Annotated in this window: 2 protein-coding genes; both read left to right on the forward strand. The window is 28.8% G+C overall.

All coding sequences use genetic code 11. From position 1 onward, the window contains the following. Window positions 1-408: 408 nt before the first annotated feature. Window positions 409-951, forward strand: coding sequence for a peptidylprolyl isomerase (locus tag B2671_RS05095; RefSeq protein ID WP_414632612.1), 543 nt, complete (start codon window positions 409-411; stop codon window positions 949-951). Window positions 952-1,405: 454 nt separating this feature from the next. Then, window positions 1,406-2,269: a hypothetical protein gene (locus B2671_RS05100; protein ID WP_346869450.1), complete on the forward strand. Its 864-nt coding sequence runs from the start codon at window positions 1,406-1,408 to the stop codon at window positions 2,267-2,269. Window positions 2,270-2,299: the final 30 nt, after the last annotated feature.

Raw genomic sequence — 2,299 nt, forward strand, 5'->3', positions numbered from 1 at the left:
AAAGAGAGATAGTATAGGTGAATTTTTCTATTATCTACAAAGAATAGATAGGAATCTATACGAATCTTGGAGAAGTCAATTTAAAGAATATCTAAAAAAATTAGCTGAGAAAGATAAAAAGCTCTAAGACTGTCATTCTTAGAGCTTTTGTGTTTAATTGGATAATTTTAATCAAAAATTAACTAATTATAGGTTTTATTTTAAAAGATACAATGGTAAACTTATCTAGTAAAACATATAAACCTATGAAAGGAGACGTTTTAAATGAAAAAAAGTACATTAGGAACTTTGATTATTACAGCAATACTTTCCCTTGCATTAATAGGATGCAGTACCTCTAATAAGACTAGTAAAGAGGGAACTAATACTGGAAGTAATGATAATAAAGAAATATATCTTTCAAAGGAAATGGAGAAGAAGGAGGGGGATAAAAATCCAGTGGCTACCATAGAAATGGAAGACGGAAAAATTATAAAGCTGGAGCTTTATCCCGAAATAGCACCAAATACCGTTAGAAACTTTATAAGTCTTGCTAATAGTAAATTTTATGATGGTCTAATATTTCACAGAGTGATTTCAGGCTTTATGATTCAAGGTGGAGATCCTGAAGGAACTGGAATGGGTGGACCTGACTACTCCATATATGGTGAATTTACAAATAATCAGTTTGAAAATACTCTTTTACATACTAAGGGTGTTATATCTATGGCTAGATCAAATGATAAGAATTCTGCTGGATCTCAATTTTTTATAATGCATGGTGATACACCTAGTTTAGATGGAGACTATGCAGCCTTTGGTAAGGTTATAGAAGGTATGGATGTAGTAGACTCTATAGCTCAAGTAGAAACTGGCAGTGATGATAGACCTAAGAAGGATATAAAAATTAAATCCATTTCGGTAAATACCTTTGGAGTTACTTATAATGAACCTGTAAAATATACAAAATAATTTTAAATAAACCTAGCTGTGTTATGGCTAGGTTTATTTTTTTATAAACTGAGTTCTTGGCTTCAGAGAGATTTTCGAATTGAAGCTTACTAGCAGACTTCTTAGTATCAGTATTTTTAATACTAAGAAGTCGTTATCTTTTAGGAGAAAACGTAGCTGTTCGTTGTTCTCATCGGATAAATACACTGATACCTCTTTTTGAAGTGTTTAATTTTACTACGTATACATATTTTTTTATCTACTTCCTCTTTTATTATTACTTAATTATTTCAGTATAGCAACCATTCAATATAATGTTAGTTATATTGAATGGTTGCAATAATAATTTGCGATAAAAATATGTTTACATAATGTATACGCAGTGTAAACGTGGTTAAAGTACTTGTTTACAAAGGTAAAATAATGTATACTTAAATCAAGGTATAATTTTATAAATTTTAAGGATGTGTAATTAATGAATTCAATTTTAAGTGTAAGGATAAGCGAGGAACTAAAAGAGAAATTTCAAGGTTTAGCTGAGGTAGAGGGGATAAATAATAAAGAATTCATGGATCTTATAATAAGGAACTACGAATTAAACAAAGCTACAACGGGTACAGACTTTATTAAAAGCGATGTAGAAGAGTTACAGAGCATAATAAAAAGAATTCTAGATATATACATAAATATGATAGAAAAAAGCAAGGTTAAGAACTCGGAAGTTATTAATAGTTTTAAAGGAACTTTAGAGGAAGAGACTAATAAAAGTGAAAAATTAAAGGGGAATATAGAAAGTGTAAAAAAAGAACTAGAAGATTTAAAGTCTCATAATAAAGAACTGAAAGATTCATTAAAGGAATATAAAGAGCTTTTAGAAAAAGAGAGAGAAGATATCAGGGGATATAAAGAGCTTAACCTCATGTTAAAGGATAAAGTAAATGAGTTAACTGCCTATAAAAATGAAGCAGAAAGTTTAAGAGTAATAAACCGAAACATGGAAGAAAACTTAAAAAACTTAGAGAGAGAAAAGGAAAGCTTTACTAATAAATTAAATGAAGAATTAAAGCATAGTACTGCATTGGAAGAGCAAACAAAGAATATGAAAAGTTCTTATGAGAATAATATTAAGCAGATCACAGAAGAGTTTAACAGAGAGCTACGATTAAAAGATAATGAAATAAGGATTTCTACACAAAAAGAAGTGCTACAAAAAGAGGAAGAGTACAGAAAAGAAATTTGGTCTATGAAATCTCATTATGATGATAAAATTTCTAAATTGATGGATGCTAAAGAACAATTACTGCTAAAAATAAGAGATGATATAAATAACAATAAATAGTATAAAAACAGTATAAAAAATGCTGAAGTA

Source organism: Clostridium sp. UBA5119 (assembly GCF_002414285.1).
GTDB classification, from domain to species: Bacteria; Bacillota; Clostridia; order Clostridiales; family Clostridiaceae; genus Clostridium_J; species Clostridium_J sulfidigenes.